Origin of the sequence: Caballeronia sp. GACF4 (genome assembly GCF_023631025.1) — a bacterium.
Lineage (GTDB): Bacteria > Pseudomonadota > Gammaproteobacteria > Burkholderiales > Burkholderiaceae > Caballeronia.
Genome location: NZ_JALQDW010000010.1, coordinates 53,850 through 68,002, shown reverse-complemented (window position 1 = coordinate 68,002; position 14,153 = coordinate 53,850). Strand labels below are relative to the sequence as shown.

The window sequence follows — 14,153 nt, the reverse complement described above, 5'->3', positions numbered from 1 at the left end:
GTGGGTAGCCTGTCTACCACGGTCAGCTCGATGTCCACGGGTTTGAGCACCACCAACAGTTCGGTCAACTCCCTCTCTACGACTCTCGGTAGCGCAAGTACGTCCGTCAATTCGATCTCGACAGGCGTGAGCACGGTCTCAGTTCGACCAATAGCTCGGTCAGCACGTTGTCGACAAGCCTGTCGACGGGCATGAGCACCGCGAATAGTTCGACGAGCAGTCTGTCGGGTTCGACTTCCACGAGCGTCAACTCGATGGCTACGCAAGACACGGATATGGTCAACGTGAACCAGTTGAACGACGCGGTCGCGCAATCCAACGGCTACACGGACGGTGCGGTTGCCGGGATGCAAAGCCAGGTCACTAACATCGGTCGCACTGCCTACTCGGGTATTGCGGCGGCTACGGCTCTGGCCATGGTCCCGCACATCGATCAGGACAAGGATATGTCCGTCGGTGTGGGCGGCGCCGCGTATCAGGGTTATGCGGCGGCTGCCGTCGCGATGAACCTGCGCGTCACGCAGAACCTCGTGTTGCAGGCGGGTGCGGGTACGAGCCGCAATGGCACCGTGTACAGCGCCAACGCTTCGTACCGGTGGTAAAGCGAGCTTCCTGACGTGAAAGTCAGGAAGCAAAGCCTGGGCATTCGCGTAGTCGCGCGTTTGCCCAGGCGCTCGATTCAAGCAACCAATTACCCGGCAGTTGAAAGATGTTCAAGTATCTTATTTCCATCATCTCCGCAGCGGCAATGTTGTCTGCATGCACCACCGACACAGGCATGGCCTATACGGCTCGAAAGGTGAACATCGCAAATCAGGGCGAAGCCTATCGTGTCACATGCTCCGGTCTGTTCGAGTCGCAGAAGTCGTGCATGAGTGCGGCGACAAAGATTTGCCAGGATCGCCAAGTGGTTTTGGTGCAGGCAGTCGACGGTCTGCAAGGCAATCAAGGCCGTAACAATCCGCGCGAGATCACCTTCACCTGCGGTTCTGCCGCATCGACCGCGAATCCGGCGTCCTGATTCAAGCTGTTCGAATTAGCGCGAAGCAATAGGCACGAAAGAGCCGACTCTCAACAAGAGTCGGCTTTTTTCACATTCAAGCGACGGCGCGCGCATCCAAATTCAGCTTTATGTTGTCCTTCGACCGCTTTACGGACGACTTTCCCGCTTACCAGTAAAATCCCGATTCTTCGGCGCGGTGCACGCGCTTGCCCGTTGCTTCTTTGCAGCGACGGCAAACGCACGCATAGCGCCAAAAACCTCAACAAAATCAAAGGAGGCGTCATGCCGGCCGTCCACGGGAGCATGCTCCTGCTCTATGCGGTAATCGCGATCGCGGTTCTGATCCTGATGATCGCGCGTTTTAAGGTTTACCCGTTTCTCGTTCTGATCATCGTGTCCGTGCTGCTCGCGCTTGCGGTCGGCATGCCGATGGACAAGATCGTCAAGGCGTTCGAGACCGGCAACGGCAATACGCTCGGGCATATCGCCATCGTCGTGGGTCTCGGTACGATGCTCGGCAAAATGATGGCGGAATCCGGCGGCGCCGAGCGCGTCGCCAATACGCTGATCAATGTCTTCGGCGAAAAGAACATTCACTGGGCGATGATGGTCGTGGCGATCATCGTGGGCTTGCCGGTGTTCTTCGAGGTGGGTTTCGTGCTGCTGATTCCGATCGCGTTCAATGTCGCCAAACGCACGGGCAAGTCCTTGCTGCTGATCGGTCTGCCGATGGTCGCCGGCCTTTCGGTCGTGCACGGTCTGATTCCGCCGCACCCGGCCGCGTTGCTCGCGGTACAGGCGTATCACGCCGATATCGGCAGGACAATTGCATATGGTCTGATCGTCGGGATTCCGACCGCAATTGTCGCCGGGCCGCTTTTTGCGCTCATGATCCACAAGTACATCAAGCTGCCGGATGCCAATGCGCTGGCCGACCAGTTCATCAGCAAGCATGGCGATACGGAAAAAAAGCGCGATCTGCCGAGCTTCGGCATTACGCTCTTCACCATTCTGTTGCCGGTGATTCTCATGCTCGTCGGCAGTTGGGCTGACTTGGTCTTCACGCCGAAGACGCTGCCCAACGACCTTCTACGCTTCGTCGGTCAGTCCGACATGGCGCTTCTGATTGCCGTGCTGGTCAGTTTCTGGACTTTCGGTGCGGCGCGCGGCTTCAATCGCGATCAGATCCAGAAGTTCTGCGGCGAATGTCTTGCGCCAATCGCGGGCATCACGCTGATCGTGGGCGCGGGCGGCGGTTTCGGCAATATCCTGCGTGAGAGCGGCATTTCTCAGCAGATCGTCGCCACGGCTTCGCAAGCGAATCTTTCGCCCTTGCTGCTCGGCTGGTTCGTCGCCGCGCTGATTCGCCTGGCCACCGGCTCGGCGACTGTCGCCATGACGACCGCTTGCGGTATCGTGGCGCCGATTGCAGCGGCGGCAGGCGGTCACGTCAGTCCCGAGTTGCTGGTACTTGCTACCGGCTCTGGCTCGCTGATCTTCTCGCACGTGAACGATGGCGGCTTCTGGCTGATCAAAGAGTATTTCGGGATGACGGTCGGACAGACGTTCAAGACCTGGTCGTTGCTCGAAACGCTGATTTCCCTGATGGGTTTAGGTTTGACCTTCGCGCTCGCGGCGGTCGTGTAAGGAGATTTTGATGATTCTCATCGCGATGGGCGTCTCGGGCGCCGGCAAAACCCGCATCGGCGAAATGCTGGCGGAACGCCTGCAATGCCCGTTCACTGACGGCGACGCGTTCCACAGCGCCGCCAACAAGGAAAAGATGCACAAGGGCATCCCGCTGACGGACGACGACCGCTGGCCGTGGCTCAAGACGATCCGCGCGGCGATCGAAGAGAAAAAGCGCGCGGGCGAAACGGCGGTGTTCACGTGCTCGTCGTTGAAGCGCTCGTATCGCGACATCTTGCGCGATGGCGACAAGGACGTCGTTTTCGTCTATCTGCAAGGCACGTTCGACGTATTGAAGGAGCGCCTGCAGACGCGCACAGGCCACTTCTTCGAGCCGTCGCTGTTGCAAAGCCAGCTCGATACGCTCGAGGAGCCGGGCGAAGACGAGGCGATCATCGAGAGTATTGAACTCACGCCTGAGCAGATCGTGGATAACGTGATCGAGAAGCTCAAGACGCGCTGAGTCAGGAGCGATAGGCATCAAAAAAGGCCCCGCGTGTTCAAGCGCGGGGCCTTCTTTTATGAAGCGAGCAAGTGCGGAAGGGCCGGCTCAAGCGGCCCGATCGAACGTCAAGCGATTCGCTTCGCCAGCTCGACCGCCTTGCCGATATACGAACCCGGCGTCATGTCGAGCAGCAGCTGCTTCGCATCCGCGGGAATCGCGAGACCATTGATGAACGTCTGCAAGCCTTCGCGCGTGATGCCTTTGCCGCGCGTCAGTTCCTTCAGTTGCTCATACGGATTCTCGATGCCGAAACGGCGCATCACCGTTTGCACGGGCTCGGCGAGCACTTCCCAGCAATTGTCGAGATCTTCGTTCAGGCGCGCCGCGTTCACCTCGAGCTTGTCCAGACCGCGGATCAGCGCGTCGTAGGAGAGCAGCGAGTAGCCGAATGCCACGCCGATATTGCGCAGCACCGTCGAATCGGTGAGGTCGCGCTGCCAGCGCGAAATCGGCAGCTTGTCGGAAAGATGGCGCAGCGTCGCGTTCGCTAGGCCGAGATTGCCTTCCGAGTTTTCGAAGTCGATTGGGTTGACCTTGTGCGGCATCGTCGATGAACCAATCTCGCCCGCTTTCGTGCGCTGCTTGAAGTAGCCAAGCGAGATGTATCCCCACACGTCGCGATCGAGGTCGAGCAGAATCGTGTTCGCGCGCGCGACGGCATCGAACAGTTCCGCCATGTAGTCGTGCGGCTCGATCTGGATCGTGTACGGATTGAACGTGAGCTTCAAACGGTTTTCGACGACATCCTTCGAAAACGCTTCCCAGTCGAACTCCGGATACGCCGACAGATGCGCGTTGTAATTGCCGACCGCGCCGTTCATCTTGCCAAGCAGCGGCACCTCGACGATACGTTCGATGGCGCGCGACAGACGCGCCGCCACGTTGGCGATTTCCTTGCCGAGCGTCGTCGGGCTCGCGGGCTGGCCGTGCGTGCGCGAGAGCATTGGCTGTTCGGCGTGTGCGTGCGCGAGCTTCACCAGGCGCTCGTGCACCGAGCGCAGCGCGGGCACGATGACATGTTCGCGCGCGCCGGCGAGCATGAGCCCGTGCGACGTGTTGTTGATATCTTCCGACGTACACGCGAAGTGAATGAACTCGCTCGCGCGTTCCAGTTCCGGCTGACCCTTGACCGATTCCTTCAGCCAGTATTCGACTGCCTTCACATCATGATTCGTGACGCGCTCGATGTCCTTGATGCGCGCCGCGTCGTGCGCCGTGAAGCGCTCGGCCAAGCTCAGCAGAAATTGCTCGGATGCCTCGGAAAAGCGCGGCACTTCGGCGAAGCCCGCACGCGACAGCGCGATCAGCCAATGAATTTCGACCGTCACGCGGTGACGCATGAATGCGGCCTCGGAGAGCCATTCGCGCAGGGCTTCAGTCTTGGAGGCGTAGCGACCGTCGAGCGGCGAAAGCGCGGTGAGCGCGAAGAGGGTATCGGGACGGGTATCGGACATGATGGCTTGGCGTGTCAGCTTCTGCTTGCGGCTGGAAGGAAAAGACGGCAGAACTGCGCATTTTACCATCGGATGCGTCCCAATCCCGGCGCGCCTCAGGCTTGGGCGCGCAATGCCCGGTCGAGCGCGTCGAGTTGCGCGGGCGTGCCGACGTTCTCCCAGCGGCCGACGTACAACTCGCCGGTGGCGCGTTTCCCTGCGATGGTCTCGCGGTAATACGGCGTCAGCGCGCGGCGCGTACCCGGAGTCAGGTCATGGAACATGCGCGTGTCGTAGAGACCGATGTTGCCGAACGTATGGCGCGGCGCGCCGTCGATGGCGAGCAGTCCGTCTTCGCGCAACGCAAAGTCGCCGTTTGGATGGAAGGGCGGATTGGGCACCATCACGAGATGCATGCCGGGCGTATCGCGCGATGCGAGCTTGTCGGCGCGTTCGCCGAGCGACGCATAGTCGAACTCGCAGAACACATCGCCGCTCACCGCGATAAAAACGCCGCGCCCGATCAGATGCAGCGCCTGCGCGATTCCGCCCGCCGTTTCCAGCGCGTCGGTCTCGGCGGAATAGCGCAACTCGACGCCCCAGCGCGAACCGTCGCCGAGCGCGTCTTCGATCTGCTCGCCGAGCCACGCGTGATTGATGACGATGGTTTGGATGCCCGCCGCCGCGAGCCGCTCGATCTGCCAGACGATCAATGGCTTGCCGCCGACTTCAAGCAGCGGCTTCGGGCAGGAATCGGTGAGCGGGCGCATCCGTTCGCCGCGGCCGGCGGCGAAGATCATCGCCGTGTTGAGGGTTTGACTCATGGGTGCTCAGAACGTATAGCCGACTTCGATCGCGCGGCCTTCCCACTGATCGAGCAGCCGCGCGAAGGGGAAGAGCGGCGCGTAGCGTTCGGCCACCTTGCGCGCGTAGCCGATGAAGCGCGGCAAGTCCGCCAGATAGTGCGACTTGCCATCGCGATAATGAATGCGCGCGAACAGCCCGAGCACCTTGATGTGCCGCTGCAGGCCCATCCACTCGACCTGACGATAGAACTCGCCGAAGTCCGCATCGACCGGAAGGCCGGCCTTTCGCGCGCGTTCCCAGTAGTACACGATACAGTCGAGCTGAAACTCTTCGTCCCAGCTGATGAACGCGTCGCGCATGAGCGATGCGATGTCGTACGCAATCGGCCCGTACACCGCGTCCTGAAAATCCAGCACGCCGGGGTTCGGCTCCGCGACCATCAGATTGCGCGGCATGAAGTCGCGCAGCATGAAAGTCCGCGGTTGCGCGAGCGCGCTTTTGACGAGCAGATCGAAGGTCTTGTCGAGCGTCTTGCGCTCGGCTTGTGTGACCTCGCGGCCAAGGTGACGGCCGATGAACCACTCGGGCATCAACTCCATCTCGCGACGCAGGAACGCTTCGTCGAACGGCGGGAGCACGCCTTCGCGCGAAGTCTGCTGAAAGCGGATCAGCGCGTCGATGGCGTCGCGCATGAGCCCGCGCGCGTTCTTTTCATCGAGGACGGAGATGTAGGTGGTCGTGCCGAGATCGGTCACGAGCATGAAGCCGGCCTCGAAGTCGGCCTCGAGAATCTTCGGTACATGCACGTTGGCGGTTTCGAGCAAGCCTGCCACTTGCACGAACTCGCGGCATTTCTCGGGCGGCGGGGCATCGACGGCGATGAGCGTGCTGCCATGCTCCGATGCGCTTTCCAGCCTGAAGTAGCGGCGAAAGCTGGCGTCGGCCGACGCGGGCGCGAGCGTCGCGACATCGAGCCGGTAACGATCGGTGAGGGTTTGCAGCCACGAACGAAGTTGTTCGAAGCGGGAATCGGGGGGAATGTGCGTCATAAATTCGAGAGGCAAAACATCTTGCCATATAATACCCCACGACTTTTTTAAGCGATCCGTTTCAAGCCTGGCGCCAGGCCCGACGACTGTCCGCGTCACCGTTCGATCGAGTGTCGTCCCTGCCTGGCAACGGACCGTCCAGTTTCGACCTCGACGCATGTGCGGTCACAGCGCGGCCAAAAGCGCGGCCGCAGACTTGTCGGCATCGCGCTCAGGACGCGAACGGGATCGAACCGCCACCCATACATGCCGCCACGACAGTTTCCCGCATCGAAGATTCCAGGCGACGCTCAGCCACGCCGGCGGCGGCTCGTCGCCGCGCTTTTATCCGTTCCGGGCATGATGCCCGCTTTCGCGCACGCTCAGCTTGCAGGACCCGCAGCCGAACCGCAGCCAATCGACGGTCCCGGCAGCCTGCGTCTCGCGCCCCAACTGGAAGAGCGCCCGCTGAAGAGCGGCCAGCAGCCAACGAGCTTTCTTCTCGGCGACAAGACCACTGGCACGTCCGACGAGGACATGGCGGCGAAAGGTTCGGCGGAAATCCGGCGCACGGTGACGGTCATCAAGGGCGATGCGCTCCATTACGACCAGGACACCGACATGGCCGATGCTTTCGGCAATGTCAGGCTCATCAACAACGGCGTGTCGTTCGTGGGTCCCGAAGCGCATTTGAAGGTGGAGGCGAACGAAGGGTTCATGACGAACCCGAAGTACCACTTCCTGCTGACGGGCGGCTCGGGCAGCGCGGAGCGCATCGATATCATCGATAACGAGCGGGCGCGTGTCGATCACGGCACCTACACGGCCTGCGCGTGCGAAACCAATCCGGCCTGGTACATCAAGGGCAGTTCGTTCGATTTCGATACCGGCGCCGAAGACGGCGTCGCGCATAACGGCGTGCTGTTCTTCCAGGGCGTGCCGGTATTCGCAAGCCCGTGGCTGTCGTTTCCGTTGACGGGCGACCGCCGCAGTGGCTTTCTGCCGCCGACTTTTTCGGTGAGTTCGAACACGGGCTTCGAACTGACGGCGCCGTACTATTTCAACATCGCGCCCGATCGCGATTTGACACTGACGCCGCGCATCATGACTCAGCGTGGCGTTCTGATGGAAGCGACGTACCGCTATCTGTCGCCTACATATTCGGGCTCATTCACTGGCGATTTTCTGCCAAACGACCGCGAAACGCACACGAACCGTTATGCCATCTTCTGGAAACACTTTCAGAACTTCGGCGGCGGCCTTGCGGGTTACGTCAATTACAACAAGGTTTCCGACGATCAGTATCCGGAAGACCTGGGCAACGCGTCGAACCAGTTCCTGAACGGCACGCAGTTGCTCTACCAGCAGGAAGCGGGTCTGACATACAGCAACGGACCGTGGTCCGTGCTTGCGCGCGAACAGCGCTGGCAGACGTTGCAGCCGTCGGTCCCGCCGTATGCGCGCGAACCGCAGTTGAACGTGCAGTACAGCAAGTTCAACGTCGGCGGTTTCGATTACGGCGCCGAAGCGGATTTCACGCGCTTCACGATCACCGAGGAAGGCGCGACCGACGGTCAGCGCATGTACTTCAACCCGTACGTGAGTTACGGGGTCAACGCGCCGGGCTACTTTGTCACGCCGAAGATTCAGTGGCATTTCGCGTCTTACGACCTGAGCCATATCGCGACGGGGCCGGTAGTGGGTCAACCGCTGACGCCGGCAGGTCAGCCGAAGAACTTCACCGAATCGATCCCGACGCTCAGTTTCGACTCGGGTCTCGTGTTCGACCGCTCGGTGCGGCTTTTCGGCCAGGACTACATCCAGACGCTGGAACCGCGGCTTTACTACGTCTACACGCCGTATCACAACCAGAATTTCGCGCCGATCTTCGATACCGCCGAAGCCGACTTCGGTCTCGCCGAGATCTACACGCCGAACACGTTCGTCGGCAACGACCGGATCGCGGACGCAAACCGCATCACGGCGGGCCTCACGACGCGCTTCATCAACCCGGCGACGGGCGATGAACGTGCGCGTTTCGTCATCGCGCAGCAGTACTATTTCACGAGCCAGCGCGTCACGATCTCCGAGGATCAGCCGATCAACGAGGCCAAGCACTCGGACCTCATCGCGGGCGCGGCGATCAAGCTGGGAGCTGGTTTCGCCTCGGAAACCGCGTTCCAATATAATGTCGACAACAATCAGCTCGTGCGCTCGAGCATCGGCTTCGCGTTCAGCCCGGCCGACCGCAAGGTGATCAACGTCGGCTACCGCTACACGCGTTCCAACCAGACCACGCTCGTGAACGAGCCGATCAACCAGATCCTGGTGTCCGGCGAGTGGCCGCTCACGAATCGTCTCTATGCGGTCGCTCGTGTCAATTATGATCTTGCGAGTCATCGGCTCGTCGACGGCCTCGTGGGCTTCCAGTACGATGCCGACTGCTGGGCGCTTGGTTTCGGCGCGCAACGTTACGCTAATGGCGTCAACACCAGCGGTCAGCCCTCGTCCGGCACGCGCGTGCTCGCGCAGCTTACGTTCAAGGGCCTGTCGAACGTCGACAACGGCCTCGTCAGCGCGTTCCGCGCGAGCGTCCAGGGCTACCAGCCTCCGCCGCCAGCAGCGCCGCCGCTCGCCCGCTACAGCAACTACGAGTGAGCCTCGGGGAACGCAGGCGGACAAGGCATCCTCTAACACGCAGCTAAGAAGCAGTAAGGCGGCTCGCCAGAACCGCACGAGAAGCAGCATACGAACGGGCACGACCCGTATTTGATGGAGTATCTGTGGCAAACGTGAATATGTTTCGATCGACGGTAGTTGCAACAAGCGTGATCGCTGCCGCTCTGATCCTGAGTTCGCCGGCCGGTGCGCAGGCGTTGTCGAATGGCAGCAGTGCCCAAGTCACCGATTCGGTCGTCGCGATCGTCAACGACGGCGTCATTACGCGGCGCGAACTCGAAGACCGCTCGCGCCTCATCGCGCAGCGTCTGCAACAACAGAACGCGCCGGTGCCGCCCGCTGAACAATTGCAGCAGCAGGTGCTCGATCAGATGGTGCTCGAGCGCATTCAGTTGCAGCGCGCGAAGGAAGACAACATCGTCGTCGACGACGCCACCGTGAACCGCACGCTCGAGCGTCTTGCGCAGCAAAACCAGATGACGCTCGACGTCTACCGCTCGCGCATCGAGGCGCAAGGCGTGCCCTGGGCCACCTTCACGCGCGACGCCCGCACCGAACTCACGCTCTCCAAGCTGCGCGAAAAGGAAGTGGACAGCAAGATCACCGTGTCCGACGGCGAAGTGGCGAACTACATCGCCAGCCAGCGCGGTCCCGGCGCGCGCAACTCGAGCGATCTGCACCTGCAGCACATCATGTTCAAGCTGCCTTCCGACGCATCTTCCGCCGATGTCGCGAAGGTGCAGGCGCAAGCCGACGCGGTGCTTAAGCAAGCGCAAAACGGCGACGACTTCGCGAAACTTGCCAGGCAGAATTCGCAGGACACGGACGCAGGCAAGGGCGGCGACCTCGGCTTTCGCACGCCGGGCACGTTGCCGGCGGGCATCGTGTCGGCAGTGGCCACGCTGCGTCCCGGTCAGGTCGTGCCGACGCTTCTGCGCACCGACGGCGGCTTCGAGATCGTCAAGCTGGTCGAACGCCGCGCGAGCCAGGGCACCGCGGCCGATGCGCCGAAGCTCGTGCAGACGCACGTGCGTCACATTCTGCTGCGCGTGTCGGATGGCATGTCGGAACAATCCGCGCGCCAGAAGCTGCTCGACATCAAGCAGCAAGTGCTCTCGGGCGGCGATTTCGCGAACTTCGCGCGCACGTATTCGCAAGACGGTTCGGCCTCGCAAGGCGGCGATCTCGGCTGGATCAGCCCGGGCGAAACCGTGCCCGAGTTCGAACGCGCGATGAACAGTCTGCAGGACGACGCCGTGAGCGACCCGGTGCGCAGCGAATACGGCTATCACCTGATCCAGGTGCTGGGTCGGCGCGACGCGGAAGGGTCGGCCACGCAGCAGCTCGATATCGCGCGTCAGGCCATTGGTCAGCGCAAGGCGGAACAGGCGTACTCCGACTGGCTGCGCGAACTGCGTGACACCGCCTACGTGCAGTACAAGGGCATTGCGGCGCAAGCCCAGCAGTAAAAAAGCATGAACGCCGACACCCATCCGCTCGCCCCGGCGATCACCATCGCGATCACCACGGGCGAACCGGCGGGCGTCGGTCCGGAATTGACGGCGGCCGCCTTGCAGGAAGCGCACGCGCGCTGGCCGTTAGCGCGCTTCGTCGTGCTGGGCGACCGCGAGTTGCTCAAGGCACGCGCTGCGTCCTGGCCTGCCGCGCATGGTGGAATCGAGATCGAGCATCATGCGCTTGCCGCGCCCGCCGAGGCCGGCAAGCTGAACGCGGCCAACGGCCGTTACGTGCTGAATCTGCTCGATGCAGCCATCGACGGCGCGCTCGCAGGCCGGTTCGACGCCATCGTTACCGCACCGCTGCAAAAGAGCACGATCAACGACGCCGGCGTGCCTTTCACCGGCCACACCGAATATCTCGCCGAGCGCACGCATACGCCGCAAGTCGTGATGATGCTGGCGGGCACGGGCGAGCGGCCATTGCGCGTTGCGCTTGCCACCACGCATCTGCCGCTGAAGGACGTGTCCGCGGCACTGACCATCGACGGATTGGTCGAGACGCTGCGCATCATCGATCACGATCTGCGCGCGCATTTCGGCCTCGCCGCGCCGCGTATTCTCGTGACCGGGCTGAACCCGCATGCGGGCGAGAACGGTTATCTCGGCCGCGAGGAAATCGATGTCATCGCGCCCGCGCTCGAATGTGCTCGCGCGCTCGGTATCGACGCGCCGGGTCCGTATCCGGCGGATACTCTGTTTCAGCCGCGCTATCTGAAAGACGCCGATTGCGTGCTCGCGATGTTCCACGACCAGGGCTTGCCGGTACTGAAATTCGCAACCTTTGGCGAAGGCATCAATGTCACGCTGGGTTTGCCGATCATCCGCACTTCCGTCGATCACGGCACGGCGCTCGATCTCGCGGGCACGGGCCGCGCCGATGCGGGCAGCATGATCGCGGCCATCGACGCCGCCGTCACGATGGCGCGCCACAAGCACCGAGACAAGCGCGGCGTCTGAGCGTCGCGCGGTTCTTCATCCACATCAGTTTCAAAGGCGTCAGACCGATGTCCACCAGACACCAGGGCCATTTCGCGCGCAAGCGCTTCGGGCAGAACTTTCTCGTCGATCAGGGCGTGATCGATTCGATCGTCGATACGATCGCGCCGAAACGCGGCGAACGCATGGTCGAAATTGGACCGGGTCTTGCCGCGCTGACCGAGCCGCTGATCGAACGGGTGGCCACGCCCGAGTCGCCGCTGCACGCAGTGGAACTCGACCGCGATCTGATCGGCCGGTTGGAAAAGCGCTTTGGCGAGCGTCTCGTCGTGCATTCCGCCGATGCGCTCGAATTCGACTTCGGCTCGCTCGCGCTGGAAGGCGACAAGCCGACGCTGCGTATCGTCGGGAATCTGCCGTACAACATTTCGAGTCCGCTCTTGTTTCACCTGACGAGCTTCGCGCCCAAGGTGATCGACCAGCACTTCATGCTGCAGGACGAAGTGGTCGATCGCATGATTGCCGAGCCCGCCAGCAAGGACTACGGCCGCCTGTCCGTGATGCTGCAATACCGCTACGTGATGGACAAGCTGATCGACGTGCCGCCCGAATCTTTCCAGCCGCCGCCGAAAGTGAATTCCGCGATCGTGCGGATGATTCCGTTCGCGCCGCACGAACTGCCCGTGGTGGATGAGGCGACCTTGAGTGAAGTCGTCAAGGCTGCTTTCGCGCAGCGTCGCAAGGTCCTGCGCAACAATCTCGGCGCGTATCGCGACAGAATCGACTTCGACGCGCTCGGCTTCGATCTCGCGCGTCGCGCCGAAGAAGTGCCGGTGGCGGAGTTCGTTGCGCTGGCACAAGCGCTCGTGCGGGCTTGAGTGTCATAGACATAGCGCGGCGCTCGAAACGTCCGAAAGCAGCCGCATGAGACGTTCGAGCCGCATGCGCTGGTCGCGATGCAGGCCGCGCGTCGCGCTGACCTGCTGTACGCGACTGCGCCAGTACGTCTGGCCGAACAGCGAATTTGCGCCTTCCTTCGACAGGACGCGTTCCAGATGCACGATGGCGGCATCGACTGTCTGCGTGGTGTAAGGGCTCGTTGCGCTCACTTGTTCTCCTCGTTCTGTTCGTTCTTCGGCGGATGCGAGTGAGTCATTGTGCAAGCCCGCAGGGACACATCGCGTCCCGAAGAAACGCGTTCCAACGCGACGCGATTCGTTCATTGCGGCTGCTATCATCGTCGCTCCGCGCGGTCATCGAGTACATCAAAAAGGAGGCAACGCCATGCGGTTCGTTCACGCGGCGGATATCCATCTGGACAGCCCGTTGCACGGTCTCGCCGCTTATGCCGACGCGCCCGCCGATCTCTTGCGCAACGCCACGCGCGATGCATTCACGAAGCTCGTCGATGTCGCGCTCGAAGAGGCGGTGGACTTCATGGTCATCGCGGGCGATCTCTACGACGGCACCTGGCGCGACTACAACACGGGCATCTTCTTTTGCCGCGAGATGGGGCGCTTGCGACGCGCGGGCATTCCGGTTTATGTGCTCTTCGGCAATCACGACGCCGAGAGCGAGATGACGAGCCAGTTGCAGCTGCCCGACAACGTGCACACGTTTTCGAGCAGAAAGCCGCAGACCTTTCGACTCGACGCCCTGAAGGTGGCGCTGCACGGCCACAGCTTCAAGGAAAAAGCGGTCACGACGAATCTCGTCACCGCGTATCCGCAGCCGGTCGAGGGCTACTTCAACATTGGCGTGTTGCATACCGCGCTCGAAGGCAGCGCGGCGCACGCGAGTTACGCGCCGTGCTCGATCGCCGAGTTGCACGCGCGGCAATATCACTACTGGGCGCTTGGCCACGTGCACGATTTCGCCATCTGGCAAGAGGCCTCCACGATCGTGTTTCCTGGCAACTTGCAGGGCCGCAATATCCGCGAAACGGGCCGGCGCGGTGCGGTGATCGTCCACGTTTCGGAGACGGAAGAGGTGAGCGTCGAGCGGCTTTTCATCGATGTCTTGCGCTGGGAGTCCGTTATCGTCGATGCCAGCGAAGCCGTCACGCTCGATGACGTCGCGCTCGCGGTCGGACGCGCGCTTGATGCGCTCGTCGAATCCGCCGCGCAACCCGTGCCGCTCGCGGTGCGGGTGACGATCACCGGCGCGACCGAGGCGCATGGCGCGCTATTCGGTCTAGAAGCGCAATTGCGCGCCGAAGTGCTGGCGCAGATCGCGGCGATCAGCCACGACCGTCTGTGGCTGGAAAAAGTGAAGATCGCGACGCAGCCGATCGTGCATTCGAGCGCGGCGGGCGAACCGTTCGCCGGCGGCGCCGATGCGCTCGCCGACCTGCACGCCTTGTTGGTCGAAGCCGAGTCCGACCCGGAATTTCTAAGCATGTTGAAAGAGCGTTTGATCGGTCTGGCGTCACAGGCGCCGGGCGAATTGCAAAAGTCGGTGCCCGAACTCGAATACGTGCGCAACGACGATCTCGCGCGGATCGTCGCCGAAGTGCGCTCCGGTCTGATCGCCCAACTCGCGGATGCGGAATAG

Annotated in this window: 14 protein-coding genes; 9 read left to right on the top strand and 5 right to left on the bottom strand. The window is 62.0% G+C overall.

The genetic code is table 11. The annotated features are described in order from the left end of the window. Positions 1-106 precede the first annotated feature (106 nt). Entirely contained in the window at positions 107-241 is a 135-nt protein-coding gene (locus tag NCR40_RS31280) for a hypothetical protein (RefSeq protein ID WP_284507754.1), read from the bottom strand. A 13-nt stretch (positions 242-254) separates the two neighbouring features. On the opposite strand from NCR40_RS31280, the gene NCR40_RS11120 reads away from it, so the two are divergent. From NCR40_RS11120 to NCR40_RS11105, 4 genes are all read left to right on the top strand, one after another. After that, positions 255-602 (top strand): YadA-like family protein, encoded by a 348-nt coding sequence (locus tag NCR40_RS11120; RefSeq protein ID WP_250509472.1) that lies wholly within the window; start codon positions 255-257, stop codon positions 600-602. Positions 603-709: 107 nt separating this feature from the next. Further along, positions 710-1,021, top strand: a complete 312-nt coding sequence (locus NCR40_RS11115; protein WP_250465617.1) for a hypothetical protein — start codon at positions 710-712, stop codon at positions 1,019-1,021. 264 nt (positions 1,022-1,285) lie between these two features. Continuing rightward, a complete protein-coding gene (locus NCR40_RS11110; protein ID WP_250465615.1) occupies positions 1,286-2,650 on the top strand; it encodes a GntP family permease in 1,365 nt (454 codons plus the stop codon). 10 nt (positions 2,651-2,660) lie between these two features. After that, positions 2,661-3,155: a gluconokinase gene (locus NCR40_RS11105; RefSeq protein WP_244826208.1), complete on the top strand. Its 495-nt coding sequence runs from the start codon at positions 2,661-2,663 to the stop codon at positions 3,153-3,155. 107 nt (positions 3,156-3,262) lie between these two features. On the opposite strand, the gene purB is transcribed toward NCR40_RS11105, so the two are convergent. The 3 genes from purB to NCR40_RS11090 all read right to left on the bottom strand — a co-directional run bounded on the left by purB (position 3,263) and on the right by NCR40_RS11090 (position 6,486). Further along, on the bottom strand, positions 3,263-4,651 hold the full coding sequence (gene purB, locus NCR40_RS11100) for an adenylosuccinate lyase (RefSeq protein ID WP_244826207.1): 1,389 nt from the start codon (positions 4,649-4,651) through the stop codon (positions 3,263-3,265). A gap of 95 nt (positions 4,652-4,746) precedes the next feature. Then, a complete protein-coding gene (gene murU / locus NCR40_RS11095; protein WP_250509471.1) occupies positions 4,747-5,454 on the bottom strand; it encodes an N-acetylmuramate alpha-1-phosphate uridylyltransferase MurU in 708 nt (235 codons plus the stop codon). Between the two features lie 6 nt (positions 5,455-5,460). Continuing rightward, on the bottom strand, positions 5,461-6,486 hold the full coding sequence (locus NCR40_RS11090) for an aminoglycoside phosphotransferase family protein (RefSeq protein WP_250465610.1): 1,026 nt from the start codon (positions 6,484-6,486) through the stop codon (positions 5,461-5,463). Between the two features lie 246 nt (positions 6,487-6,732). On the opposite strand from NCR40_RS11090, the gene NCR40_RS11085 reads away from it, so the two are divergent. From NCR40_RS11085 to rsmA, 4 genes are all read left to right on the top strand, one after another. Further along, positions 6,733-9,123, top strand: a complete 2,391-nt coding sequence (locus NCR40_RS11085) for an LPS-assembly protein LptD (protein WP_250509470.1) — start codon at positions 6,733-6,735, stop codon at positions 9,121-9,123. A gap of 125 nt (positions 9,124-9,248) precedes the next feature. Then, positions 9,249-10,613, top strand: coding sequence for a peptidylprolyl isomerase (locus NCR40_RS11080; protein ID WP_502800367.1), 1,365 nt, complete (start codon positions 9,249-9,251; stop codon positions 10,611-10,613). A 6-nt stretch (positions 10,614-10,619) separates the two neighbouring features. Continuing rightward, complete coding sequence (gene pdxA / locus NCR40_RS11075; RefSeq protein ID WP_250465609.1) at positions 10,620-11,621, top strand: 4-hydroxythreonine-4-phosphate dehydrogenase PdxA; 1,002 nt, start codon at positions 10,620-10,622, stop codon at positions 11,619-11,621. 47 nt (positions 11,622-11,668) lie between these two features. Beyond that, on the top strand, positions 11,669-12,478 hold the full coding sequence (rsmA, locus tag NCR40_RS11070; RefSeq protein WP_250465607.1) for a 16S rRNA (adenine(1518)-N(6)/adenine(1519)-N(6))-dimethyltransferase RsmA: 810 nt from the start codon (positions 11,669-11,671) through the stop codon (positions 12,476-12,478). Between the two features lie 3 nt (positions 12,479-12,481). Here rsmA and NCR40_RS11065 read toward each other — a convergent pair whose 3' ends face one another. Continuing rightward, positions 12,482-12,709 carry a hypothetical protein gene (locus NCR40_RS11065; RefSeq protein ID WP_244826201.1) on the bottom strand — a complete coding sequence of 76 codons (228 nt, stop codon included), beginning with the start codon at positions 12,707-12,709 and terminating at the stop codon, positions 12,482-12,484. 175 nt (positions 12,710-12,884) lie between these two features. Between NCR40_RS11065 and NCR40_RS11060 the strand changes: the two genes are divergently transcribed. Further along, positions 12,885-14,153: a metallophosphoesterase family protein gene (locus tag NCR40_RS11060; RefSeq protein ID WP_250509469.1), complete on the top strand. Its 1,269-nt coding sequence runs from the start codon at positions 12,885-12,887 to the stop codon at positions 14,151-14,153.